The 23,232-nt window shown below is 71.9% G+C and carries 18 protein-coding genes; 5 read left to right on the top strand and 13 right to left on the bottom strand.

All coding sequences use genetic code 11. The features are described from left to right. Positions 1-143 precede the first annotated feature (143 nt). The 4 genes from ACFQ79_RS10260 to ACFQ79_RS10245 all read right to left on the bottom strand — a co-directional run bounded on the left by ACFQ79_RS10260 (position 144) and on the right by ACFQ79_RS10245 (position 6,705). On the bottom strand, positions 144-1,982 hold the full coding sequence (locus tag ACFQ79_RS10260; protein WP_383581037.1) for an ATP-binding cassette domain-containing protein: 1,839 nt from the start codon (positions 1,980-1,982) through the stop codon (positions 144-146). Between the two features lie 122 nt (positions 1,983-2,104). Beyond that, positions 2,105-2,953, bottom strand: a complete 849-nt coding sequence (locus ACFQ79_RS10255; protein ID WP_383581034.1) for an NUDIX domain-containing protein — start codon at positions 2,951-2,953, stop codon at positions 2,105-2,107. 109 nt (positions 2,954-3,062) lie between these two features. Continuing rightward, positions 3,063-5,159: a glycogen debranching N-terminal domain-containing protein gene (locus tag ACFQ79_RS10250; RefSeq protein ID WP_383581031.1), complete on the bottom strand. Its 2,097-nt coding sequence runs from the start codon at positions 5,157-5,159 to the stop codon at positions 3,063-3,065. Between the two features lie 115 nt (positions 5,160-5,274). Further along, positions 5,275-6,705 carry a DUF4192 domain-containing protein gene (locus tag ACFQ79_RS10245; RefSeq protein WP_383581028.1) on the bottom strand — a complete coding sequence of 477 codons (1,431 nt, stop codon included), beginning with the start codon at positions 6,703-6,705 and terminating at the stop codon, positions 5,275-5,277. Between the two features lie 141 nt (positions 6,706-6,846). On the opposite strand from ACFQ79_RS10245, the gene ACFQ79_RS10240 reads away from it, so the two are divergent. Beyond that, entirely contained in the window at positions 6,847-9,030 is a 2,184-nt protein-coding gene (locus ACFQ79_RS10240) for a RecQ family ATP-dependent DNA helicase (protein WP_383581026.1), read from the top strand. A 228-nt stretch (positions 9,031-9,258) separates the two neighbouring features. Continuing rightward, positions 9,259-9,888 (top strand): hypothetical protein, encoded by a 630-nt coding sequence (locus tag ACFQ79_RS10235; protein WP_383581023.1) that lies wholly within the window; start codon positions 9,259-9,261, stop codon positions 9,886-9,888. Between the two features lie 57 nt (positions 9,889-9,945). Here the strand turns inward: ACFQ79_RS10235 and ACFQ79_RS10230 are convergent, their stop codons facing one another. From ACFQ79_RS10230 to ACFQ79_RS10220, 3 genes are all read right to left on the bottom strand, one after another. Continuing rightward, on the bottom strand, positions 9,946-10,578 hold the full coding sequence (locus ACFQ79_RS10230; RefSeq protein WP_383581021.1) for a hypothetical protein: 633 nt from the start codon (positions 10,576-10,578) through the stop codon (positions 9,946-9,948). 106 nt (positions 10,579-10,684) lie between these two features. Continuing rightward, positions 10,685-11,395 carry a ribonuclease HII gene (locus ACFQ79_RS10225; RefSeq protein WP_383581019.1) on the bottom strand — a complete coding sequence of 237 codons (711 nt, stop codon included), beginning with the start codon at positions 11,393-11,395 and terminating at the stop codon, positions 10,685-10,687. 127 nt (positions 11,396-11,522) lie between these two features. Then, positions 11,523-12,140 (bottom strand): TetR/AcrR family transcriptional regulator, encoded by a 618-nt coding sequence (locus ACFQ79_RS10220; RefSeq protein ID WP_383581017.1) that lies wholly within the window; start codon positions 12,138-12,140, stop codon positions 11,523-11,525. A 133-nt stretch (positions 12,141-12,273) separates the two neighbouring features. Here ACFQ79_RS10220 and ACFQ79_RS10215 point away from each other — a divergent pair, with 133 nt between their 5' ends. Then, positions 12,274-13,827, top strand: coding sequence for an MFS transporter (locus ACFQ79_RS10215; protein ID WP_383581015.1), 1,554 nt, complete (start codon positions 12,274-12,276; stop codon positions 13,825-13,827). A 55-nt stretch (positions 13,828-13,882) separates the two neighbouring features. Here the strand turns inward: ACFQ79_RS10215 and ACFQ79_RS10210 are convergent, their stop codons facing one another. Genes ACFQ79_RS10210 through ACFQ79_RS10200 form a run of 3 tightly spaced genes read right to left on the bottom strand, consistent with a single transcriptional unit; the run spans position 13,883 to position 17,107 of the window. Beyond that, a complete protein-coding gene (locus tag ACFQ79_RS10210) occupies positions 13,883-14,791 on the bottom strand; it encodes an ADP-ribosylglycohydrolase family protein (RefSeq protein ID WP_383581013.1) in 909 nt (302 codons plus the stop codon). Between the two features lie 12 nt (positions 14,792-14,803). Continuing rightward, positions 14,804-15,463 carry a histidine phosphatase family protein gene (locus ACFQ79_RS10205; RefSeq protein ID WP_055601683.1) on the bottom strand — a complete coding sequence of 220 codons (660 nt, stop codon included), beginning with the start codon at positions 15,461-15,463 and terminating at the stop codon, positions 14,804-14,806. Between the two features lie 33 nt (positions 15,464-15,496). Next, entirely contained in the window at positions 15,497-17,107 is a 1,611-nt protein-coding gene (locus ACFQ79_RS10200) for an ABC-F family ATP-binding cassette domain-containing protein (RefSeq protein ID WP_383581011.1), read from the bottom strand. A gap of 92 nt (positions 17,108-17,199) precedes the next feature. On the opposite strand from ACFQ79_RS10200, the gene ACFQ79_RS10195 reads away from it, so the two are divergent. Next, positions 17,200-17,829, top strand: coding sequence for a TetR/AcrR family transcriptional regulator (locus tag ACFQ79_RS10195; RefSeq protein ID WP_383581008.1), 630 nt, complete (start codon positions 17,200-17,202; stop codon positions 17,827-17,829). A 194-nt stretch (positions 17,830-18,023) separates the two neighbouring features. On the opposite strand, the gene ACFQ79_RS10190 is transcribed toward ACFQ79_RS10195, so the two are convergent. Further along, complete coding sequence (locus tag ACFQ79_RS10190; RefSeq protein WP_383581005.1) at positions 18,024-18,629, bottom strand: YdbC family protein; 606 nt, start codon at positions 18,627-18,629, stop codon at positions 18,024-18,026. 42 nt (positions 18,630-18,671) lie between these two features. Beyond that, positions 18,672-19,532: an arylamine N-acetyltransferase gene (locus tag ACFQ79_RS10185; RefSeq protein ID WP_383581003.1), complete on the bottom strand. Its 861-nt coding sequence runs from the start codon at positions 19,530-19,532 to the stop codon at positions 18,672-18,674. A 112-nt stretch (positions 19,533-19,644) separates the two neighbouring features. On the opposite strand from ACFQ79_RS10185, the gene ACFQ79_RS10180 reads away from it, so the two are divergent. Next, positions 19,645-20,175, top strand: coding sequence for a TerD family protein (locus ACFQ79_RS10180; RefSeq protein ID WP_383581001.1), 531 nt, complete (start codon positions 19,645-19,647; stop codon positions 20,173-20,175). 115 nt (positions 20,176-20,290) lie between these two features. Here ACFQ79_RS10180 and ACFQ79_RS10175 read toward each other — a convergent pair whose 3' ends face one another. Then, positions 20,291-23,185, bottom strand: coding sequence for a vitamin B12-dependent ribonucleotide reductase (locus ACFQ79_RS10175; protein WP_383580999.1), 2,895 nt, complete (start codon positions 23,183-23,185; stop codon positions 20,291-20,293). Positions 23,186-23,232 lie beyond the last annotated feature (47 nt).

Here is a 23,232-nt window from a genome sequence, read left to right as displayed (position 1 = left end):
TGCTTCCGTGACCCTTGAGGTCTTTGGTGAAAAGCACACGAAAGGGTGATCGGCACCCCCTACACAATTGACGATTATTCGGACATTACCGGCAGTTTTCAAGAGAGTTGAACCCGAACCGGAATCTTTAGGTCCGCAAGTGATCACCAACGCGCCTTACGGCGAAGGCCGGTGAACACATAGGCGCAGAGCAACCCGGTCAACGTCAGCGAGAGCGCCACTCCCGCGGGCTGCCCGAGCACCCTCAGCCCTCCCGCCAGCCAGCGATCGACCGCCGGGGACCACTGCGGACCGGCGAACTCCCTGAGTCGCGAAGGAAGTCCTGCGGCCGACCGCACCGAGGGTCCGGTCAGCACCTTCTGGAGGAGCGGAACGAAGGCGACCGGTACCGCGAGGACCGCCGCCACACCGGCCGCCGCCGCCCGGAACACCCCGGCGCCGAGAACTCCGGCCCAGGCGCAACCGACCATCAGCCCCAGCCAACTCGCGCAGAGGGTAGGCCAGTTCTTCGGTACGGAGATCAACTCCGCGCCGTAGACGAACCGGAGAACCTCAAGATCCACCACGACCACGGCCGCCCCGAGCACCAGGGCGACGACGGCCGCCACGGCCAGCTTGGCCAGCAGCAGTCCGGGTCTGCGCGGCACGGCTCCCCGGCCCGTGGTGAGCGCGGGATAGCGGTACTCCTCACCGAAGGAGAAGGCGCCGAGCAGCCCGGCCCCGAGTGCCGCGGGCGGCAGCGGGGAGAGCGCGGGCCAGCCGGCCAGGACCGCGGGCAGCGCGGCACTCCCGCCCCGCCCGAGGAGCAGGGCGAGGGTCACGGAGCCGAGCAGAACGGCCGCCACGACCAGCGGGGTGGACGGCACACCCAGAAGGCGATGGATCTCGTACCGCAACGGCCGCAGGGGCGAGCGGACGGGCCTCCGAGCCCCACCCCGCTCCTCGGCGACGGAATCGCGGGGCACCGGGCCACTGGACGCGGGGCCACTGGGCACGGGGACACTCGGCACGGGGCCACCGGGTCCGGGGCCGCCGGGTCCGGCCTGCCGTCCGGAGCCGGGCTCCGGGCGGCCCTTTCCCGCCGGAGTACGCCGAACGGGCAGGCTGTCGGCGGTGTCGCCGGTCTCCGCGGTGAGCCGGTGGATCGGTACGCCGTGACGGAACGCCGTGTCGCCGACGGCCGCGCAGTCGCTCCCGTAGACGGACAGCCGGTTGCCGTCCTCGGCGACGACCTCGACCTGCCGCCGGGCGGCCCTCGCCTCCTGGGTCACGACCGCGGCGAGCCGTGCCGCCTGCGGGGTGCGGACCGCGACGCGGGGGCGCAGCCGGGTACGGGCGAACTCGGTGACGTCCTGATCGGCGACGAGGCGCCCACCGCCGAGCGTGACGACCCGGTCGGCGTTGCGGACCGCGTCCTTGGGGTCCGCCGTGGTGTACAGCACGGTTCCCCCGTCGTCCGCGTGCGCCCGGAGCAGCTCGTACAGCCAGGCACTCTCGGGCGCGGAGAGGCCGGCGCCCGGCTCGTCGAGCAGCAGGGTGTGGGGGTCGCCCAACAGGGCTGAGGCGAGACCGAGTCGGCGATCGGCCCCGATCGGCAGGGTGCCGATGCGCCGGCGCTCCAGGCCGTCGAGACCGACGGCCCGGGTGAGTTCCCCGGCCCGCGAGGCGGGAACCCCCGCGGCGGCGCAGAGCATCCGCAGCTGGCCCCCGAGCGTGCGGGAGGGGTGCCCGGGGATGTCGCCGAGGAGGACGCCGACCTCGCGTTGAGGGTGGGCGATGCGGTGCAGCGGCCGGCCCCGGAAGTAGGTGGCCCCGCGGCCCGGCTCGAGTTCGAGCATGAGCCGGAGCGCGGTGGTCTTGCCGGAGCCCGCGCCACCGAGGAGAGCGGTCACGGTGCCCGGCCGCGCCTCGAAGGTCAGATCGTCCACGGCGGGCGGGCGATCGCGGCGGGGAGTGCTGGTCAGTCCGATTGCCTGGAGCATCGCTTCTCTCGCGGTAGGTGACACCGCTCCGCGGCAGGGCGGCGCTACCGCAGCAAGATAACGCTACATTTCGGACTTTCGGCGCAGGATTGACACCCAGGAGCGCCGGAAACACCGGTCTGTCAGACCTCGGGGCGCAACATCGGAGGGTTGAGGAGAGTCGCCCCACCAGCCCTGAAGAGCTGGGCCGGGCGCCCGCCCTGACGGGTCGTGGTCCCGCCGGCCGGAACGAGGAAGCCGGGCGTGCCGGTCACCTTCCGGTGGAAGTTGCGCGGATCCAGGGCCACACCCCAGACGGCCTCGTAGACGCGTCGCAGCTCTCCGACCGTGAACTCCGGCGGGCAGAAGGCCGTGGCCAGGGAGGAGTACTCGATCTTGGAGCGGGCGCGCTCCACTCCGTCGGCGAGGATGCGGGCATGGTCGAAGGCCAGCGCCACCGGGCCGCCTCCCTTACCGTCACCAGCGTCCCCATCGGCGCCACCCGACTCCCCGGCCTCTCCGGAGTCACGGGCCGCTCCGGTGACCACGGCGGTCCCGGCGAGCACGTCCTCGCCGAGCAGCTCCTCGACGGGAGCCCAGCGGGCGCTGTTCGCGTCGCCTCCGGCCCGCGGCGCGGGCAGGTCCGGCGCGAGCGCCAGATGCGCGACGCTGACCACGCGCATGCGGGGGTCACGGTCCGGCGCCCCGTACGTCGCCAGCTGCTCCAGGTGCGCGCCGTTGCTCGGGACGGGCGGCGGGGCGGCCGGATCGTGGGCGCAGAGGCCCGTCTCCTCGACCAACTCGCGCGCGGCGGCACCGCTGAGGTCCTCGTCCTCGCGCACGAAGCCGCCGGGCAGCGCCCAACGCCCCTGGTACGGCGCCTCTCCCCGTCGTACGACCAGGGTGCAGAGCGCATGGCGGCGCACGGTGAGCACGACCAGATCGACGGTCACGGCGAAAGGCGGAAAGGCCGACGGGTCGTAGGGAGGCATGCCGCGATCATAGTCGTCTTCCTGACGATAAGCACGCCCCTCGGGAGCATCCGCGCTGACTTCCGCGCCCTGTCGCGAGGCTTCCGTCGTGTCTGTGCCCGGCATCCCGTCACACCCCCAGTTGAAGGCCCTCTGCGGCCTCCTCGACCATACCGAGACCGAGCCTGCCGACCCGCACGGCGAACGGCTCATTCGCGACCACGATCCCCGAGAACCGGATCGCTCCGAGCGGCGCCGACCGCAGGGGATGCGTCGACACGGACCGGCCCGGCGCGTCCGGCCGGATTCCGGCGAGGGCGAGCAGCGCGTGGACGGCTCCGGCGGCCGCGACGGCCGCCGGCCGGCACGCGGCCGGGTGCGGCACCGGTCGCCCGCCCGCCGTGCGCTGCTCCCCTGCGTACATCTCGGGGAGCCGGTACGTGAAGGCCTCCGCCGCGTCGAGCAGCCCACGGAGCATGGAGGCGGCCTCCTTCTCGTGGCCGAGGGCGGCGAGTCCCGCCACGGCGACCGCCGTCTCGTGCACCCGCACCGCACCCGCACGGTGGCCGAAGGGGTTGTGTCCCGGCTCCTTGGCGCCCAAGCTGCGCAGTCCCCAGCCGGAGTCCAGGGCGGGGGTGCCGAGCAGTCTCGCCACCTGTTCGGTCTCCGTCCTGTCCAGCAGCCCATGGGCGAGTTTGCCGCCGCCCAGCAGACCGGTGTCGAGCAGATGCGCGGCCCAGCCACCCAACTGGGGCGAGGTCCGGCCGTCCGGTCCGCGGGCCACGGCGGGGCGGCCGCCGGCCCGGTCGTCCAGCCAGAACTCCCGCCGGAAGCGCTCGCGCAGGGTCCCTGCGGCAGCGCGCAGTGCGTCTCCCCCGGGCCTGTCGCAGGCGTCGAGCAGGTCCGCTCCGAGCAGCGCCGCGCGATGCGCGTGCGCCTGCGTCTCGGCGCGCCAGGGCCCGGCGGGCCCCGGGTCCGGCACGAGCCCGCTCGCGCCGGCCGTCCGGCGCAGCCAGTCGAGGCAGCGCTCCGCCATGGGCAGCAGTTCTTCCAGGTCCGCTGCCGGCAGCCCCCAGCGGCGGGCCTCGGCGAGCACGACCGGATAGGCGAGGGTGGCCTCGATGCCGGTGCAACGGGGCGGCAGGTGCGGGCCTGCGTCCCTGAGGGGTCCCGGGATGCGGCCGGACTCGGTTCCGCCGCCGGAGATTTGGGTGCGCCCGAGGGCGCGCAGGGTGGTGACGGCGAGCCGGGTGCCGAGGGGCAGGGCCATGCGGGCCGCCCAGAGCGCCTCGGCGGTGACGGGTCCGCAGCGCCAGGGGACGCCTGCGGCGAGATGGACGTCCGCCGGGTGCGCCGGGTCGCGCTGGAGCAGGGCCCGCAGGTCCTCGACGGAGGCCCGCAGCAGCTCCCCGGGGCGGGGGTCGTCGCCCTCGGCGAGGGCTTCGGCGAGGACGTGGCCTCCGGGGCGCCCGGCACCGCCCGGGGTGCTGGCGGGGCGGCCCGGCGAGCCGTCGCGTACCCGCAGCCGGACCGTGAACGTGCCCCCGGGCGCCAGCTCGGCCTCCCAGCGGAGGACCCCCGCCGCCGCCAGCGCGTCCATGGGCGGCGGGTCCGCCGTGACGGTGACGGATCGTCCGCCGTCGCCGGTCCAGCGCAGGCCGGTGCCGTGGACGCTCGCGGTGAGCTCGGGTCCGGGCCTGCCGGATGCCACCGCGCCCAGGTCCGCGAGATCCGACCCCAGAGCGATTTCCACGGGGAGCCGGAGGGGGCGGGCGACGGCGCTGCGCAGGGTGATCCGCTCGCTGCCGTCGGCGCTCCGGGTGCGTTCGACGGTGAGTCCGGGATCGGGGCCCATGTCCCCGGGGACCCGGAGGACTCCGAGGAACACCGCCCGGTCCGCGGCCGCCATACGTCCCTGGAGGGCGACCGGCTCACGCCCGGCCACGCGCAGGACGGAGCGGGAGAGGAGCCGTCGCCCCGCCGCGTACACGCCCTCGGGTCCCTCGCCGGTGAGCTGGCCGTGCTCGGCGCAGACGGCGAGGGCGGGCAGGGCGACGCAGAGGAGCGCGTCGTGCACCGTGGGGAGCTCCGCTGGCCGGGCCGGGCGCGGCGGCGCGGCGCCGGTACCGACGCCGGACACGGGCTGGCGTCCGGTGAGGCGTCCGGGCGCGTGGCCGTTCGGGGGTCCGGTGGGGCGGCCGGGGGCCGGGACAGGACTGAGGGCCATGGCGGGTACGGGGTGCTCTCTGTGCGGACCGGGCGGCCGGCGAAGGGTCGGCGGGACGGTTCGGACGACTCCGCCAGAGAGCTGAACGCGCCGACGGGTGGCCGGGTCACGGTCGTCATCGGCCGCTCCTGGTGCCGCGCTGCCCGCCGCGCCTCGGACTTCCGCTCCCGGGCTTGCTCGCGGCGGGTCCGCCGGGCCGGACTCCGGCCGCGGCACGGCGCTCCGCTCCACCGGTCTGGCGACCGGGCTTCCTCAGTGGCTGCCGGCCGCTCTGCGGGCGGGCCACGCGCGCCCGGACGCTCGGGGATGTGCCCGAAGCGGCCTCGTTCGAGGCGATCCGGCTGTCCCGCTCGCTCCGCAGGCAGGAGCGGAGCGATTCGGGGTCGAGCCCTTCGTTGCACGCCTGGTGCAGCAGCCGGGCGAAGACGTACTCGGGGTCGATGTCGAGCGCGAGTCCGAGGGCGACCCGGGCGGTCGGCTCGTCGCCGGTGGACCAGGCCGTCCAGCCCGCGAGGGTGAGCGGTGCGGCGGCGTGCTCCTGGTAGGGGGCGACGCAGCGCCGGGCAAGGACGCGCCAGAGGCGCAGGGCGGCGGTGCCCTCCCAGCCTTCCATCCATTCGGCGGCGCGGTCCCGGGTGGCCCGGTCCTGGAGACCGAGGATCAGCGCGGCCGCTTCGCCGGTCTCGACCAGGGCGTCGTCGGCCGCGTCACTCTCGTCGGTGCCTGCGGCGCTCCCCCTGACGGTCCTCGGGGCGGTCGATCCGCCGCTCTGGCCGCCGCTTTGGCCGGTCGTGCCGACCTCCCCCGTCGGATTGGCGAATCGGCGGAGAACTTCCCGAGCGAGGCGCAGCGTCGTCTCGCGCACCTCCGCCCGTCCATCGCCCTCGGCGTCCTCGAGGATCCGGGGGACGATCGCGGCGGCGCTCGCGTCGAGTGCCGCGCGCTGTTCCTCCTCTCCGGGACCGCCGGTCGGCTGGAGCCTCCGCTCCATGTCCCGCAGCGTCCCCCGCACCTGGACTCCGGCGTACGCCGCGGTCGCCGCCATCACCGACGTACCGCTGAGGGCGAGCGGGGTGCCGTCGGGCGGGCAGCAGCGGGCGTCGGGGCAGCAGTAGGAGAAGAAGAGACCGTCGGAGATGCAGAGGGCCTCGTAGACCGGGATGTCGAGGGCGCCGCACGCCGTGCGCAGCCGCTGGGCGAACGGGCGCAGCCGCTCCATGACCCTGCGGCCCGTCTCGCCCGGCGCGGGGTCCTGGCACAGGAAGACGACGATGCCGTCGGGTCGGGTGCCGCTCCTCTCGCCTCCCTCGACGAGGCATTCGGCGAGGTGATCGGCAGTGGACGCCCATTCGCGGGGCGATCGGGGAATGCCCAGCCTGACCCGTCCTCCGAAGCGCCCGTGCTCGCCGTGGAGGGCGACCAGGACGACGGAGTCGGTGGGGTGGAAGCCCAGCACGAACGGCAGGGCGTCGGCCAGTTCTGCCGGGCCGCGCAGGGTGATCCGGGTACGGGAGAGGTCACTGGATTCGTGGTGATTCGCGTTCATGGTCAGGACGGTCTCGTGATCTCCCGAAATCCGAAACCCCTGTGGATAACTCCCGGAACGCGGCTTCCGTCGACCTGTCGAGTTGTCCACAGGTTCGGCGCTCGTTCGCGCATTGTCCGAGGCATCGGGTTGCATGGAGTCATGACCCACGCAGACCCCCTGGAAGACCGCGCCGCACTCCGGACCGCCGCCGATGCCGTGCTCGCCCGTCTCGTCTCGGACCCGACCGGCACGGCGAGACTGCGCGAGGACCAGTGGCGGGCCATCGAGGCCCTGGTCGCCGACCGGCGCCGGGCCCTGGTGGTCCAGCGGACGGGCTGGGGCAAGTCGGCCGTGTACTTCGTGGCGACCTCGCTGCTCCGTGAGCGCGGCAGCGGCCCGACCGTGATCGTCTCCCCGCTGCTCGCGCTGATGCGCAACCAGGTGGAGGCGGCCGCTCGGGCGGGCATCCGCGCCCGGACGATCAACTCGTCGAACACGGAGGAGTGGGACACGGTCCAGGAGGAGGTGGCCGCCGGTGAGGTGGATGTGCTCCTGGTGAGCCCCGAGCGGCTCAACAATCCGGACTTTCGCGACCAGGTGCTTCCCCGGCTCGCCGCCGCCACCGGGCTACTCGTGGTCGACGAGGCGCACTGCATCTCCGACTGGGGGCACGACTTCCGGCCCGACTACCGCCGGCTGCGCACGATGCTGGCGGACCTGCCGTCCGGGGTTCCGGTGCTCGCCACCACGGCCACGGCGAACGCCCGCGTGACGGCGGACGTGGCCGAGCAGCTCGGCACGGGCGCGGGTACGGACGCCCTGGTGCTGCGCGGCGCGCTGGACCGGGAGAGCCTGAGCCTGGGCGTGGTCCGGCTGCCGGACGCCGCCCACCGGCTGGCCTGGCTGGCCGACCACATCGGCGAGCTGCCCGGTTCCGGCATCATCTACACGCTGACGGTCGCGGCGGCGGACGAGGTCACGGCCTATCTGCGCCAGTGCGGGCACACGGTCTCCTCGTACACGGGCCGGACGGAGAACGCCGACCGGCAGCAGGCGGAGGACGACCTCCAGGCCAACCGGGTCAAGGCCCTCGTGGCGACCTCCGCCCTCGGGATGGGCTTCGACAAGCCCGACCTGGGTTTCGTGGTGCACCTCGGATCGCCGTCCTCCCCGATCGCGTACTACCAGCAGGTCGGCCGTGCCGGGCGAGGTGTGGAGCACGCCGAGGTGCTGCTGCTGCCCGGGCAGGAGGACGAGGCGATCTGGCGCTACTTCGCCTCGGTCGCCTTCCCGCCGGAGGAGCAGGTGCGCCGCACGATCGACGTGCTCGCGCAGGCGGGCAGGCCCTTGTCCCTGCCCGCGCTGGAGCCCCTGGTGGAGCTGCGCAGGACCCGTCTGGAGACGATGCTCAAGGTCCTCGACGTGGACGGCGCGGTGCGCCGGGTGAAGGGCGGGTGGGAGAGCACGGGCCGCCCCTGGGTGTACGACACCGAGCGGTACGCCTGGGTGGCGCGCCAGAGGGAGGCCGAGCAGCAGGCGATGCGCGACTACGCGGCGTCGTCGGGGTGCCGGATGGAGTTCCTGCGCCGTCAGTTGGACGACGAGGAGGCCGCACCCTGCGGTCGCTGCGACAACTGCGCGGGGAGCCGGTTCGATCCGAAGGTCTCCGACGCGGCGCTCGACGCTGCCAAGGGCGAGCTCGGCCGGCCCGGGGTGGAGGTCGAGCCCCGGAAGATGTGGCCGACCGGACTCGCGGCCGTCGGGGTCGATCTGAAGGGTCGTATCCCGGCGGGCGAGCAGGCTTTCGGCGGCCGGGCCCTGGGGCGGCTCTCGGACATCGGCTGGGGCAACCGGCTGCGTCCGCTGCTCGCCGACAGCGCTGCCGATGGTCAGGTTCCGGACGATGTCGTGCAGGCGGTGGTGCATGTACTGGCCGACTGGGCGAAGGGGCCCGGCGGTTGGGCCTCCGGGGCGTCCGACGCCCCTGCCCGGCCGGCCGGTGTGGTCACGGTCGCCTCCCACCGGAGGCCTCGACTGGTGGGTTCACTCGGACAGCGGATCGCCGAGATCGGCAGAATGCCCCTGCTCGGAGCGGTGGAATACGCGCCCGAGGCGGAGGATGTACGCCTGTCCCGGACCAACAGCGCCCAGCGGGTGGTGGGGCTGCAGCGCACCCTGACGGTCTCCGCCGAACTGGGCGAGCGGCTGGCCGCGGCGGGCGGGCCGGTGCTCCTCGTCGACGATCTGTCCGACAGCGGTTGGACCTTGGCCGTGGCGGCCCGGCTGCTGCGACGGGCCGGAGCGGAAGGGGTGTATCCGCTGGTGCTCGCCGTCCAGGGGTGAAACGGGAGGGCGAACAGGGAGTGAACAATGGGCAACTGGGCAGGGATATGAAAGGCATACCGACGCAATCCCGTCAGCGGCCTCAATTGCTCGTTGCCGCTCGCCCACGGGCCAGCAAGAATTGGGAAACCGCCTCGCACGCCCCGCCAGCGGTCCGGGCGGGCTGTGCTGTGGTGCGCCCTCACCCGACCTTGCCCGCCTAGCGGGCGCGTATCCGAAGGGAGGACCGTGACCCTCGGATTCGCTCCGCCCACAGCCGCCTCGCTCAGATCGTCGTCCGAGTCCGCCAACCGCCTCGCTCGGATACTCGAACCGGCCGAGTGGTCCGCGGCGGGGATCCCCCTGTTGCGCAATCCGCGTGAGGTCGTCGGCGGACTGCACTCGCGCCACACGCCCACGCCCTCGATGGCGGTCCTCGCGGTCCTGGACCACGAGGAACGGATCGCCGCCAGCGCCTCGTTCGTCCGTCGTCCCACGCCGGCGGACGGCTGGGAGTTCCGCAACGCGCTGCTCGCACATCTGCGGAGGGTCATTCCGCACGACCTCCGCAGGCGTACCCCCGTACGGACCGCCGTGTTGATGTACTGCCGTGAGGGCGACGAGCGCTGGACCGAGGAGGACGGCGCCTGGATGTGGGGGCTCCGCGACGCCTGCACCTTGCACGGACTCCGCTGCGGCGCGTACATCACGCTCACCCACACGGGTTGGCAGGTGCTCGGCGAAGGCCGCGGCGGCCGTCACCCGAGCTCCGATTCGCTTCCCCTGCCGCTCGGCGAAGGGCCGGCCGAGCTCGGCCGTCTGACGCCGAGAACAGCGAGCGGCGCGACCGAGCCCCTGCGCCGGGCCGCCGCGCGCTGATCGCGGACGGCGTCGGCCCCCGCCGGACCCGGTGCGGTCCGGCGGAAGGGCAGTCGGTCAGACGCCGGCGCCCGCTCCGAGGAGCGATGTGACGCGCTCCGGGTCACCGCAGACGACGAGCAGGGCTCCAGCGCGCGCCATGGCCGACGGCAGGGCCTTGGCGGCCGTCGCCTCGTCTCCGCCGTTGACGGCAACGATCACCACGGGGCGGGCGGTCGCCCGCTCCACGGCGGCGGCGTGCGCGAAGAACACGTCGTCGCCGGTGTCCTGCTGGGCCCAGTAGGCGGCCTCACCGAAGGACAGCTCGTGCGTGGCCCACGGGTGCGGGTCGCCGGTGGTGAGCACCAGGACCTCACCCGGCGCCCGGCCGCTCTCCAGGAGCAGGTCCAGGGCCTCTTCGGCGGCGTCGAGTGCGCCGACCGCGGGGGCCGGGATCAGCTGGAGCTGCGGCGTGGATCGCTGATCGGAACGATTCTCCGGGGCGTTCGCCGGAGACGGCCCGGGGCCGGGGACCGGACGCGGCGCCGCGGGCCTGGCAGGGCCGGGAACAGGGCGTCCGGGACGCGGGGAGGCCGCGGTACGCGGGCCGGGGACGGGACGGGGGGTCGACGCGGGGCGGCCGGCGGCCGCGGTGGCGCGGGGACCCTGGGCGCTCTCGTGAATCTGAGGCTCCTCGGGGATGAGAGGCATGAGTGGATGTCTATCAAACGCCGCTGCGCGAGGCACCGGCGGGTGGGCACACATGTGCACCCCGGCCACGTGGGAGGCCCTTGAGCAGGGTCCCGCGACCGGAAGTTCAGAAGTCGAAGCCGAGTTGGCCCCCGCTTTCCAGCGCGACCGCCTCGGCGGAGAGGCGGACCTTTTTGAGGTGGCGCCACCTGGGCATCGCGTCCAGGTACGACCAGGAGAGACGGTGGTGCGGGGTGGGCCCCAGCTCTTCGAGCGCCGCTTTGTGGACGGGCGAAGGGTAGCCCGCGTTGGCACCGAAGGCGTACGCAGCGTAGTCCTCGCCGTCGACGCCCAGCTCCGCCATGGCGGCATCGCGCCGGACCTTGGCGATCACGGAGGCGGCGGCCACGGCGATGCAGGACTGGTCGCCCTTGATCACCGTACGGACCTGCCAGGGGCTGCCGAGGTAGTCGTGCTTGCCGTCGAGGATCACCGCGTCGGGCCGCACGGGGAGGCCTTCGAGCGCCCGGACGGCCGCGAGCCGCAGCGCGGCGGTCATGCCGAGCTCGTCTATCTCCTGCGGGGAGGCGTCGCCCAGCGCGTACGCCGTGACCCAGTGCTCCAGCTCCGCGGCAAGCGCGGTACGGCGCTTGGGGGTGAGCAGTTTGGAGTCGGTGAGCCCTTCGGGGGCCCGGCGCAGTCCGGTGACGGCGGCGCACACGGTGACGGGGCCGGCCCACGCCCCGCGTCCGACCTCGTCGACTCCGGCAACGATCTTGGCGCCGGTGGTGGCTCGGAGCGATCGCTCGACGGTGTGGGTGGGTGGTTCGTACGGCATGGCGCCTGACAGGTTACGCCGCTTGGCGCCGGGTGCGATACCCGGTTTCCCGCCGGACCCCCGAGGGGCCGTCGCCGCACCCCCGCGGGTCCGTGCGCATCACCCCTCGGAGGCCGCCCGGCCCCGGTCAGGCGCGTAGCAGCGGCACCATGATCCGGTCGATCAGATCGGCGATCTCACGGTCCGGCCATTCGCTCGCGCACACCTTCGATCGATACATCATCATCGCGGGTACGACGTCGACCACCAGGTCGTTGTTCGCATCCGCACGCACCTCGCCCCTCGTGATTCCGCGGCGCAGGACGTCCCGGAAGAGTCGGGCCGAGGGCTCGACGACCCCGGTGACGATCAGCCCGTGGAACCTCTCGGCGGCCTCGGCGTCGCATTCGTGAAGGACGGCGCGCAGTGCGAAGCCGGGCTTGGAGTACATGACGTCGCGGACGCGGCGGCACAGCTCGTACAGCTCCTCGCGCACACTCCCCAGGTCCGGGGCCTCGTCGAAGGCCGGAAGTCCGGCCTGGAGCGCATCCGCGACGAGGTCTTCCTTCGAAGGCCATCGCCGGTACACCGCCGCTTTGCCCGTCTGCGCGCCGACCGCGACACCTTCCATCGTCAGGCCGTTCCAGCCGACGCTGCTCAGCTGCTCGAGCGCGGCCTCCAGGATGGCCCGTTCGAGCACGGGGCCGCGGCGTCGCAGTACCACCCCGGCCGGCCGGGCGGCGGCCGTGGAGCGCGAAGTAACCATCAGGATCTCTCCGTTGAGCCGGTGTCATGTCATCGGCAGCGCGCAGTGAACGGTTGCGTTCACTGCGGGGGACTCACTACCGTGATGAACAGTGAACGGGTGCGTTCACTAATTCTTCCGTGGGGGATCCATAGTGACAACTTCTCCGGTCGACACACAGACCAAGGACGGACCAGCTCGCGCCGGAGGACGGCCGGGTATCGCCTTGACGGTCATCGCCGCCTGCCAGCTGATGGTCGTCCTGGACGCCACCATCGTGAACATCGCCCTCCCGCACATCCAGGACGCGCTCTCCTTCTCGACCACTGATCTGTCGTGGGTGCTCAGCGCCTACACGCTCACCTTCGGTGGTCTGCTGCTCCTCGGCGGACGGGCCGGGGACATCCTGGGGCGCCGCCGGGTGTTCATGGCCGGCATCCTGCTCTTCACCTTCGCCTCGCTGCTCGGCGGCTTCGCCCAGGAACCCTGGCAGCTGCTCGCCGCGCGGGCCCTGCAGGGCGTCGGCGGCGCCATCGCCTCGCCCACCTCGCTCGCGCTGATCACCACGACGTTCCCCGAAGGTCCTGAACGCAACCGGGCGTTCGGCGTGTTCGCCGCGGTCTCCGCCGGTGGCGGCGCGATCGGTCTGCTCGCCGGCGGCGTCCTCACGGAGTGGCTGGACTGGCGCTGGGTCCTCTTCGTGAACGTCCCCATCGGGCTGCTGATCGCCTTCCTGACCCCGCGCTACATCGCGGAGTCCGAGCGGCACCCCGGCCGGTTCGACATCGCGGGCGCCGCGACCTCGACACTCGGTATGGCGGCGCTGGTCTACGGGTTCATCCGCGCATCCGAGAAGGGCTGGGAAGACGCGCTGACCATCGGTTCCTTCGTCTCGGCGGTCATCCTTCTCCTCGCCTTCGCGATCGTGGAGTCCCGCGCGAAGGAACCGATCACCCCGCTCCGGATGTTCGCAGACCGCAACCGCTCGGGCACGTACGTCATCATGCTCAGCCTGGCGGCCGCCATGTTCGGCATGTTCTTCTTCATCGTGCTCTGGGTGCAGAACGTCCTGGGTTACACCCCGATCCAGTCCGGACTCGCCTTCCTTCCCGTGACCTTCGCGATCGGCGCCGGCGCGGGACTCGCCCAGCGGCTGCTGCCGGTGCTCGGCCCCAAGCCGTTCATGGTGAGCGGTGCGGCGATCACCGGGGCGGGGCTGTTCTGGCTGACGTTCATCAGCTCGGACAGCAGCTACGCGAGCGGCGTCCTCGGCCCGATGATCCTGTTCGGCTTCGGCATGGGCCTCAACTTCGTGACGCTCACGCTGACGGCCGTCTCCGGAGTGGCCCAGCACGAGGCGGGGGCCGCGTCGGGCCTGCTCAACGCCACCCAGCAGGTCGGTGGTTCGCTGGGCCTGTCCATCCTGGTCACGATCTTCGGTACGGCGAGCCGCGAGGAGGGCGAGAAGCAGATGCCCGCCTTCCTCGCGAACTCGACGCCCGAGCAGCAGGCCGAGGCGATGAGGACGCAGGAGCTGCCCCCGCCGTGGGGCCACGAGGTGCTGACCTCCGGCATCTCCTCGGCGTTCACGGCCGCCGTGGCGATGGTGCTGATCGCGCTGGTGACGGCCGTCCTGGTGATCCGGGTCCGTAAGAGCGACCTGGAAGCGCTCAGCGGCCGGGCGGAGGCCGCCGGGCCGGTGGCCTGAGAACGCGCCGACGGCCCCTGAAACCCTTCCGGGGTTCAGGGGCCGTCGTGCCGTCTCAGGCCGTCTGGACCGGAACCCAGTCCGGCAGCTCCTCGGTCTGACGCAGCCACTCCGCCGGCGGCGCACCGGTCGCCGCCGCGGCCACGACGCCTCCGGCGATGGCGCAGGTCGTGTCGACATCACCACCGACCTGGGCGGTCGTCCAGAACACCTGCTCGAAGTCACCGAGACCACGCGCCGCCGACCAGAGCGCGAACGGAACCGTGTCGTGCGCACTCGTCCGCCGGCCGCTGCCGAGGACCGCGGCGACCGTGCCCGCGTCGCCGTAGTCGAGCATGTCGCGCGCCCGGCGCAGCCCCGCTCCGACGGCGCTGCGCGGCACCAGGGCGACGACTCCGTCGAGCAGAGCCTCCGGAGTGGGCGGCCCGGCCGGGTCGGCGGCCAGGGCGGCCGCGGCGGCGACGGCCATGGCACCCACCACGGCCTCACGGTGCTGGTGGGTCGGGTAGGCGGAGATCTCGGCCTGGTGCGTCGCCTGCTCCGGGTCGTCCGCGTACCAGGCTCCGAGCGGCGCGATCCGCATCGCTGCACCGTTGCCCCAGGAGCCCTGCCCCTGGAAGAGCGCAGCGGCCAGCTCCCGCCAGTCGCCCCCTTCCCGGATGAGCCGGAGCATGCGGTTGACCGCGGGGCCGTAGCCCCGGTCGAAGTCGTGGTGCCGAGCGAAGGACATGGCCAGGGCGTCCTGGTCGATCCGTTCGTGGCGCGCGAGGACGGCCAGGACGGAGCAGGCCATCTCGGTGTCGTCGGTCCACTGCCAGGGGCCGTCGGGCAGCTCGCGCCGCTTCAGCAGGGGATAGTTGGCGGGTACGAAGAACTGGGAGCCCAGGGCGTCTCCCACGGACAGCCCGCGCAGGCTGGCCAGGGCGCGGTCGAAGCGCCGGTCGAATGAGGAGTCAGCGGTCATCGGTCTGCCACTCTATCCGGTAGGCCCGTACGGTTCCGGGGTACGCCAGCGTTCGAACGGCCTGTCCAGTCGGTATCGCCCGTCCGCGTCGAGCAGGAGCATGCGGGTCTCGGCGTTGCCGGGGTTCGACAGCGACTCGAAGTCCGCGACCGTCCAGTGGAACCAGCGCATGCAGAACAGCCGCATGGTCAGCCCGTGGGTGACGATCAGGACGTTGGGCGGATGGTCGGGCGCCTCGAAACTGCGGTAGAGGCTCTCCAGGAACGCCCCGACCCTGTCGTACACGTCCGCCCCCGACTCGCCCTGGGCGAAGCGGTAGAAGAAGTGCCCGTACGCGTCCCGATAGGCCTTCTGCAGTCGTACGTCCTCCCGCTCCTGCCAGTTGCCCCAGTCCTGCTCCCGCAGCCGGGGCTCCTCGCGCACCCTGACCTGCTCCGGAGGCAGCCGGAAGGCACGGAGGGTCTCGTGGGTGCGGCGGTACGGCGAGACGTAGACGCTCACCGCCTCGTCCCCGAAGAGTTCCCGCAGCCGCTCCCCCGTCTCCTCGGCCTGCCGCCACCCGGTCTCCGTGAGCCGCAGGGCGTGGTCGGGCTCCCGTTCGTACACCGTGTCATCGACATTGCCCTCGGACTCTCCGTGCCGTACGAGAACGATGCGCCGCGGTCGTGCCATACCTCGACCCTAGATCGCCGGTCCTGAGCGGGCTCAACCGAGGAGGCGTCCGGAGTCCATCCGGCGTATGTGCCCGGTGAAACGGCGGCGCAGCGCACGGTCGTGCGAGACCACGACAAGGGCTCCGGTCCACTGCTCCAGCGCCGCTTCCAGCTCTTCCACGAGCCCCAGGGCCAGGTGGTTGCCCGGCTCGTCGAGCAGAAGGAGGTCGGCGGGCCGGGCCAGCAGCCGTGCGAGCGCCAGCCGGCGGAGCTGGCCCGCGGAGAGACCGCCCACCGGCACGGTCAGGTCGGCCGGGCGGAACAGTCCGTATGAGAGGAGCAGTTCGGCACGCTCGTCCTCGGCGAGGGCGAGCCCGCGTCCGAAGCAGGCCAGCAGCCGCTCCTCCGGGCGCCTGACCTTCACGTCCTGGGCCAGGTGTCCGATCCGTCCGGCGCGCCGGACATCCCCCTCGTCGGCGTCGACCACCCCTGCCATGACCCGCAGCAGCGTGGACTTCCCCGCGCCGTTGCCGCCGTGGACGAGCAGCCTCTCGCCCGCCCGCACGGTGAGCGCGTCCACGGAGAGACGGTCCGCGACCCGCACTCCGGTCAGGGTGACGAGCGCTCCTTCGGCTCCGCCCGCCTGGGGCCTGGCGGAGAAGGAGAGGGGCGGAGGCGGCTGGGGCACGGGCTCCTCGCGGAGTCGTCTCAGGCGCTCCCGGGCGTTGCTGACGCGCCCCGAGACCGAGGCCTGGACACGGCCCGCAGCCCGGTCGAAGGCCATTTTGTTGTTGTCCTTCATCTCCCTCCCGGGTGCGACCCCGTGCGCCGTGGTCGCGGCGTAGGCGTCCAGCCGCGCCGTCTCCTCGCACCACTCCTCGTAGGCCTCCTCCCAGCGTCGGCGCGCGGCCGCTCGTGCCGCGCGGTAGCCGGCGTATCCCTCTCCGTACCGCACGAGCGCGCGCCGGTCGGCGTCCACCTCGACGATCGCGGTGGCGACGCGCTCCAGGAAGGTCCGGTCGTGGGAGACGGCCACGACGGTCCCGCGGTGCGCGAGGAGGGCGCCCTCCAGCCAGTCGAGCGCCTGAGCGTCGAGGTGGTTGGTGGGTTCGTCGAGGAGGAGCACTTCGGGGCCGGCCGCGACCGCGCAGGCGATGCCGAGCCGGGCCAGCTCTCCGCCGGAGAGACTGCCGAGTATCCGCTCGCGACCTGTGTGGGCGAGGCCGAGTCCGTAAAGCGCCTTGTCGACCCGCGCGTCGGCCTCGTACCCGCCGCGCAGTTCGTAGGTGGTGAGGAGCTCGCCGTATGCGTCGAGCACCGTCTCGTCCGCCGCGTCGAGTCGGGATTCCAGTGTGCGAAGGCGCCGTTCCATGGCGCGGAGCTCGGCGAGCGCGGCGTCGATGGCGTCGCCGACGGTGGCGCCGAAAGGCAGGTCAGGCGTCTGGGCGAGCATCCGCAGACCACCTTCGGCGACGGTGACGACACTGCCCTCGTCGGGCTGCTCCGCCCCGGCGAGGAGCCGCAGCAGAGTCGACTTCCCCGCACCGTTCTCCCCCACGATCCCGATCCGCTCCCCGGGGCGCACGGAGAGCGAGACCTGATCGAGAAGCAGTCGTTCACCACGGGACACGACGACGTCGTGCAGTGAGATCTGAGTAGGCAAGGGCGCCTCCAGGAGTGGACCGTCAAACGCAACTTCGATTGCGTTAATTCGAGTGTGGCAGACTCGACCCACTAACGCAACGGGAGTAGCAATTGAACGACTCGATCGAGGAGCGCCCGACCCCGGCGCCCGGCAGCACCCGCCCCGGCGGCCGGACCGCCCGCACCCGGGCGGCCGTCCGCGACGCCGTCCTGACCGGCCTGTCCGAGCACGGCTATCCCGCCCTGACCGTGGAGTACGTCGCGGAGCACTCGGGCGTCCACAAGACGACGCTCTACCGCCGCTGGGGCAGCGTCGAAGGCCTCCTCGCCGACGCTCTCGACCTGGCGAACGAGGACGCCTGGACGCCACCGGACACCGGGAGCCTCTCCGGAGATCTGCGCGCGCTCGCGCACGAGGTCGTCGACGCCTTCGGCGATCCCGCCGCGGGTGCGGCCCCCACCGCGTTCATCGGCGCCGCGTTCCAGTCCCCGCGGGCGGCGGAGGCCCTGCACACCTTCTACGCCGAGCGCTTCCGGCGCTGCGAGGTCGTCGTGACCCGGGGCGTCGCCCGGGGCGAGGCGCCGCCGGGCACCGACGCGGGCGCGGTCGTCCAGGCGGTCTCGGCCCCCCTGTTCATGCGGCTCTTCATCACCCGCGAGCCGATCGACGGCGCGCTCGCGGACCAGGCGGCACGCGCGGTTCTGGCCGGGGTCGAAGCGGGCGCGTACGTCCCGGCCTAGCCCTTCCCGACCTCGACGCGCCAGGCACCTCAGGACCACGCAGGCCATGCGGGCGGCCGACCCGGCTCCGCTCACACCTTTCCAACAGCCGACCCGAGCCCGCTCGCACCGCCCGTACAGCCGACCCTGGCCAGCTCACACCACTCGCACAGCCGACCCGAGCCCCTCAGACCGTCCCGGCCGACCGGGCCCGCTCACACCGTCCAGGCCGGCTCGAGCTGCACCACGTCCCCGGCCAGGGCCGCCACATCGGCCGCGGTCCTGGCCCGGAGTCCGAGCCGCTCGATCCGCTCCGCCCGGTACTTCCCGTGCTCGGCGGCGGACTGCCACATCGACAGCACCAGGAACTCGCTGCCGGGCGCCTCGCCGAACAGCCCTCGCAGCATGCCCGGGGACCCGGCCATCGCCGGGTTCCACACCTTCTCCTGCATCAACGCGAAGTGCTCGGCACGGTCCTCGTGGACACGGCAGTGCGCCACCCTCGCCACGTCGGCGTCGGAGAACTTCGGCTCGAACCCGGTCTTCACGTCGAAGCGGTGGTCGAACAGCTTGACCTGGATGTCTTTGTACGTGCCCATCTGCGCGGCCGCCAGGCGGTCATGCGAGCGCGCCATGAACGAGTCGTAGAAGGCCCGGCTCTCCCAGAAGCCGAAGACATGGGCGACGTCCGGCCGAGCCCGGCTCCACCCGCCGCCCTGTCCCCGGAACCCCGGCTCACCGAGCAGCCCCGCCCATTTCCGCTGCCCCCGCTCGAACCCACGACGGTCCATCACGGTGCAGCGAATCCACTTGACCAGCACCGCGCCATCGTACGGGCCCGGAGACCGCCCCGGCAGACCCTGTCAGGGTCCCGCCGGGTGCATGCGCTCGAGTCCCGCGCGCTCCTCCTCGTCCAGTTCGATTCCGAACCGGCTCTCCAGCGTCGCGACCAACTCGTTCACGGGTACGGCACGTTCCTCGACGACGCCGTCCGTCCGGACCGTCGACAGCGTGTCGCGCACCAGCGCCCTGCGTTCGTCCGCCCCCGGCCGCTGGGCCACGACCTGGCCGAGGAAACGCGACTGCGGATGGCTGGAGCTGTAGTGGTTCATGACGGTGAAATCGCCCGGGTAGAGGGTCTGCGGGGAGAAGGCGTACAGGTCGGTCCACCCCTGTGGACGCAGGGACCGCAGTACGTGGATGCCCTCGTCCTCCACGACCATCCCGAACGTCCAGCCGCTCTGCTCGACGCGCGCCCCGTCCCGCAGGGGCACCGGCTCCAACGGTCCCTGCCAGCCGAACCCCACGTCGGCGAGCCACTGTTCGCCCTCGATCGCGACGACGAGAAGCGCGTGCGTGACGGGTGGCAGCACCGCGCCCCGCGAACGGTTCCGCGCCCCGCGCCCGGTCACCGTGAAACCGATCCGTTCGAGCACGGCGGCGAACAGGGAGTTCTGCTCGTAGCAGTAGCCTCCACGGCGCCGCTCGACGAGCTTGGCCTGAAGGCTCTTCACATCAAGCGGAACAGGTCGCCCCAGGGCGACGTCGAGATTCTCGAAGGGCACCGCTCGGACGTGTGCCCGGTGAAGGGCCGTCAATGTCCGCAGATCGGGCACGAGTTCCCCGTCCCGCTCGGACTCGTATCCGATTCGAGCCAGATATGCGTCGAGATCCAGCTCCTCACCACTCCACAAACCGTTCTCCCCCTCAACCCCCGGGTCCACTGTCGTAGCCCCATGACACCATGAGCAATCGGCCCACGACCAAGGGCTTTTGAGCGGATGGACGGTTCGACGCGAGGCGTGCGCGGGGGCGCACGCGGAGAGGGGAAGCACCATGAGCGGACTCAACAAAGGGGTGGGCCGGGTCGAGGTCACGCTCAGGTGGGACCCTGCCCCGGCCGGCGCACCGGCCCACGACCTGGACATCGTCGCCGGCGTCTTCGACGCGGACGATCCGCACGGAGCCCCGGTCCAGCTGGTGCACTTCGGCAGCCGGTCCCCCGACGGCACGATCACGCTCCACCGGGACAGCCGTACGGGCCAGGGATTCGGCTACGACGAGGCCATGACCCTGGAGCTCGACCGCCTGGCACCGCGGTACGCGCGCGTGGTCGTCGGCGTCGCCATACAGCAGGGCGGCGGGCGCCGCTCCTTCAGCGAAGTGGCGAACACGGGCATACGGGTCCGTGAGGGCTACACGGACCTGCTGGTCCACGACTTCGCGGACGTGCCGGACGCCCTCGCGGCGACGGTCGTGGAGTTCACCCGGTACGGCGCCGACGGCTGGAAGTACCGGCCGATCAGCCACGGCTTCGACGCCGACCCCCAGGAGTTCGGCACCGTGCTGGGTTCCATACGCGTCTGAAGGCTCCGTACGCGCCTGGAGGCTCCGTACGCCCCTGAAGCCCGACGCACTCTCCGGGACACGGCAAAGGGGACCGGCACGAGGCCGGTCCCCTTCATGAAGCACCTACTCGATGTCAGCTGCAGCCGCTGGTCGAGCCGCAGCCCTCGCAGATGTAGCAGGAGCCGGCGCGCTGCATCTTCGTCCCGCAGGAGAAGCAGAGCGGGGCGTCGGCGCTGATGCCGAGCTGCATCTCGACGAGCTCGGCCGAGGTGTGCGCCTGCTTCGGGGCCGGGACCTCGATCTTCGGGGCCGGGGCCGCGACGGCCTTCAGCTCCTGGGCGCGGGGCGCGGACTGGGCCAGCGCCTCGACGTCGACCTCGTCCACCTCGGACTGCTCGTACGAGCCGGTGTCCAGGTGGCGCTGACGCTCCTCGGCCGAGTGGATGCCGAGCGCGGAGCGGGTCTCGAAGGGCAGGAAGTCCAGCGCCAGGCGGCGGAAGATGTAGTCGACGATCGACTGCGCCATCCGCACGTCCGGGTCGTCCGTCATGCCGGCCGGCTCGAAGCGCATGTTGGTGAACTTCGAGACGTACGTCTCCAGCGGGACGCCGTACTGCAGACCGACGGAGACGGCGATGGAGAAGGCGTCCATCATGCCGGCGAGCGTCGAACCCTGCTTGGACATCTTGAGGAAGACCTCGCCGAGACCGTCGTCCGGGTAGGAGTTGGCGGTCATGTAGCCCTCGGCGCCACCGACGGTGAAGGAGGTGGTGATCCCCGGGCGGCCCTTGGGCAGACGCTTGCGGACCGGGCGGTACTCGACGACCTTCTCGACGGCCTCGCGGATCGTCGCCTCGGTCTTCGCGGTGACCTCGACCTTCTCCTCCTCCTTCTTCTTGGCGGAGAGGGGCTGGCCGACCTTGCAGTTGTCGCGGTAGATGGCGAGCGCCTTGACGCCCATCTTCCAGGCCTCGTAGTAGACCTCTTCGACGTCCTCGACCGTGGCCGTCTCCGGCAGGTTCACGGTCTTGGAGAGGGCGCCCGAGATCCACGGCTGGATGGCGGCCATCATGCGGACGTGGCCCATCGCGGAGATGGAGCGCTCGCCCATGGCGCAGTCGAAGACCTCGTAGTGCTCGGCCTTCAGACCGGGGGCGTCGATCACATTGCCGTTCTCGGCGATGTGGGCGACGATCGCCTCGATCTGCTCCTCCTGGTAGCCCAGGCGGCGCAGGGCCTGCGGGACGGTGCCGTTGACGATCTGCATCGAGCCGCCGCCGACGAGCTTCTTGAACTTGACCAGGGCGAGGTCGGGCTCGAGGCCGGTGGTGTCGCAGGACATCGCGAGACCGATGGTGCCGGTCGGGGCGATGACCGAGGCCTGGGCGTTGCGGAAGCCGTTCTTGGCGCCGAGGCGGATCACGTCCTGCCAGGCTTCCGTGGCGGCGGCCCAGATCGGCGAGTCCAGGTCGTCCGTGCGGACGGCCTTGGTGTTCTCGTCGGCGTGCTGCTGCATGACGCGCTGGTGCGGCTCGGCGTTGCGGGCGTAGCCGTCGTACGCGCCGACGACCGCGGCGAGCTCGGCGGAGCGCTTGTACGAGGTGCCGGTCATCAGGGAGGTGATGGCACCGGCGAGGGCGCGGCCGCCGTCGGAGTCGTACGCGTGGCCGGTCGCCATCAGCAGGGCGCCGAGGTTGGCGTAGCCGATGCCGAGCTGACGGTAGGCGCGGGTGTTCTCGCCGATCTTCTGGGTGGGGAAGTCGGCGAAGCAGATGGAGATGTCCATCGCGGTGATGACGAGCTCGACGACCTTGGCGAAGCGCTCGATCTCGAAGGACTGGTTGCCCTTGCCGTCGTCCTTGAGGAACTTCATCAGGTTCAGCGAGGCGAGGTTGCAGGACGTGTTGTCCAGGTGCATGTACTCGCTGCACGGGTTCGAGCCGTTGATGCGGCCGGACTCGGGGCAGGTGTGCCAGTGGTTGATCGTGTCGTCGTACTGGATGCCCGGGTCGGCGCAGGCCCACGCGGCCTCGGCCATCTTGCGGAAGAGCGACTTGGCGTCGACCTCCTCGATGACCTCGCCGGTCATCCGGGAGGTGAGGCCGAACTTCCCGCCGGACTCGACGGCCTTCATGAACGTGTCGTTCACGCGGACGGAGTTGTTGGCGTTCTGGTACTGGACGGACGTGATGTCGTCGCCGCCCAGGTCCATGTCGAAGCCCGCGTCGCGGAGGGCGCGGATCTTCTCCTCCTCCTTGACCTTGGTCTCGATGAAGTCCTCGATGTCGGGGTGGTTGACGTCGAGGATGACCATCTTGGCCGCGCGGCGGGTCGCGCCGCCCGACTTGATCGTTCCGGCGGACGCGTCGGCGCCGCGCATGAACGAGACCGGGCCGGAGGCGTTGCCGCCGGAGGAGAGCAGCTCCTTGGAGGAGCGGATGCGGGAGAGGTTCAGGCCGGCGCCGGAGCCGCCCTTGAAGATCATGCCCTCTTCCTTGTACCAGTCGAGGATGGACTCCATGGAGTCGTCGACGGACAGGATGAAGCAGGCGGAGACCTGCTGAGGCTGGGGCGTGCCGACGTTGAACCAGACCGGCGAGTTGAAGCTGAAGATCTGGTGCAGGAGCGCGTAGGCCAGCTCGTGCTCGAAGATCTCGGCGTCGGCGGGCGAGGCGAAGTAGCCGTACTCCTCGCCGGCCTTCGTGTAGGTCTTCACGATCCGGTCGATGAGCTGCTTGAGACCGGTCTCGCGCTGCGGGGTGCCGACCGCCCCGCGGAAGTACTTGCTGGTGACGATGTTGACCGCGTTCACCGACCAGAAGTCGGGGAACTCGACGCCACGCTGCTCGAAGTTGATCGAGCCGTCGCGCCAGTTGGTCATGACGACGTCACGGCGCTCCCACGCCACCTCGTCGTACGGATGCACGCCGGGGGTGGTGTGGATGCGCTCGATGCGCAGGCCCTTGCTCGTCGCCTTCGCTCCCTTGGAACGAGAACCACGTGCCGGACCGCTCGCCGTCTCTGTCATGCCGCCTCCCATATACGGGCAAAACACACTTTGGCGCCCAGATAGTC

Source organism: Streptomyces sp. NPDC056480 (assembly GCF_042795405.1).
Classification (GTDB): Bacteria; Actinomycetota; Actinomycetes; order Streptomycetales; family Streptomycetaceae; genus Streptomyces.
This window is presented reverse-complemented; position numbering and strand designations above follow the sequence as displayed.

What these genes read in the sequence shown, in the direction of transcription:
- ACFQ79_RS10260 (WP_383581037.1), bottom strand. Translation starts at nt 1,982, where the DNA reads ATGCTCCAGGCAATCGGACTGACCAGCACTCCCCGCCGCGATCGCCCG.
- ACFQ79_RS10255 (WP_383581034.1), bottom strand. Translation starts at nt 2,953, where the DNA reads ATGCCTCCCTACGACCCGTCGGCCTTTCCGCCTTTCGCCGTGACCGTC.
- ACFQ79_RS10250 (WP_383581031.1), bottom strand. Translation starts at nt 5,159, where the DNA reads ATGGCCCTCAGTCCTGTCCCGGCCCCCGGCCGCCCCACCGGACCCCCG.
- ACFQ79_RS10245 (WP_383581028.1), bottom strand. Translation starts at nt 6,705, where the DNA reads ATGAACGCGAATCACCACGAATCCAGTGACCTCTCCCGTACCCGGATC.
- ACFQ79_RS10240 (WP_383581026.1), top strand. Translation starts at nt 6,847, where the DNA reads ATGACCCACGCAGACCCCCTGGAAGACCGCGCCGCACTCCGGACCGCC.
- ACFQ79_RS10230 (WP_383581021.1), bottom strand. Translation starts at nt 10,578, where the DNA reads ATGCCTCTCATCCCCGAGGAGCCTCAGATTCACGAGAGCGCCCAGGGT.
- ACFQ79_RS10225 (WP_383581019.1), bottom strand. Translation starts at nt 11,395, where the DNA reads ATGCCGTACGAACCACCCACCCACACCGTCGAGCGATCGCTCCGAGCC.
- ACFQ79_RS10220 (WP_383581017.1), bottom strand. Translation starts at nt 12,140, where the DNA reads ATGGTTACTTCGCGCTCCACGGCCGCCGCCCGGCCGGCCGGGGTGGTA.
- ACFQ79_RS10210 (WP_383581013.1), bottom strand. Translation starts at nt 14,791, where the DNA reads ATGACCGCTGACTCCTCATTCGACCGGCGCTTCGACCGCGCCCTGGCC.
- ACFQ79_RS10205 (WP_055601683.1), bottom strand. Translation starts at nt 15,463, where the DNA reads ATGGCACGACCGCGGCGCATCGTTCTCGTACGGCACGGAGAGTCCGAG.
- ACFQ79_RS10180 (WP_383581001.1), top strand. Translation starts at nt 19,645, where the DNA reads ATGAGCGGACTCAACAAAGGGGTGGGCCGGGTCGAGGTCACGCTCAGG.
- ACFQ79_RS10175 (WP_383580999.1), bottom strand. Translation starts at nt 23,185, where the DNA reads ATGACAGAGACGGCGAGCGGTCCGGCACGTGGTTCTCGTTCCAAGGGA.